Annotated in this window: 2 protein-coding genes; both read left to right on the top strand. The window is 44.4% G+C overall.

Annotated features, from left to right (window positions below):
* A partial coding sequence (locus tag A3735_RS31590; protein WP_197486116.1) for a hypothetical protein occupies positions 1 to 448 on the top strand: 448 nt, incomplete at its 5' end.
* Positions 445 to 912: hypothetical protein (locus tag A3735_RS28155; RefSeq protein ID WP_156499992.1), on the top strand; the 468-nt coding region annotated here is incomplete at its 3' end. The genes A3735_RS31590 and A3735_RS28155, both read left to right, overlap by 4 nt.

Consider the following 912-nt stretch of genomic DNA (forward strand, 5'->3'; position numbering starts at 1 on the left):
TAATCAGCGTTTGCACGCTAAAGCTGAAGCTCGTCAACGAATGATCGAAATGCTAGATACGGTTGTAGTTAAAGATGATGAAGGCTTTTCTAATATTCTGCTCTCACTTGCACGCCAGAACTTAGATAAACTATGGTTGAACTCAATAATTATTGGCTCCTCAGGAAAGGAGATGCATATTGAAGGCATTACCCTGAACGGTGACTTGGTGCCCGAGTATTTGCAAAAGCTTCGTCAGGAAGACAGCCTCCTGGGGCGTACATTTACATTGTTTGAACTTGAAAAACACGAAGGGAAGAGACATTGGTTGAATTTCTCTTTGCGCTCTGAAGAGCACACTGCAGCACCTGAGGTGTTACTTTCTCGTCTTGATAGCAGTGAAGCAATACTCAACTATGCTAAAGACTCGGCTGGTTCTTCTGTAGAACAAGAAGGAGGCCAGAAATGAACCTTGAGAAATGGTACGAACTACGTGATAAAACAGCCGACCTAAGCCTTAGAGAACGGGCAATTATGGCGGGTACTGCTGTGGTGATCATTGCTTTTATTTGGCTGCAGACAGGCTTCGCTGATTATGAAAAAAAGCACAAAGCTAACTTAGCCAACAAAGCATCGTTGACACAAGAAACTGTTGAGCAAAGTAATCGGCTCAGTGAGCTGACTTCAGCTTTGGCTCACGACCCGAATGCAGCACTAAGGCAAGAGCAAGAACAATTAAAAGAGCGCCTGCAGGGCTTACGTTTAAAGATAGGGCAGCGTATGAGTAACCTGGTTGCGCCTGAAGATATGGCAAACCTTATGAAAAAGGTCTTATCTGACTACAAAGGCTTGAGCTTGCTAAGTGCCAAAAATCTACCGGTAGAGCCCTTGAACGTGAGTTTGGGGAGTACCACAGACGAATCAGATAAGACT

The organism is Oleiphilus sp. HI0061, from assembly GCF_001635675.1.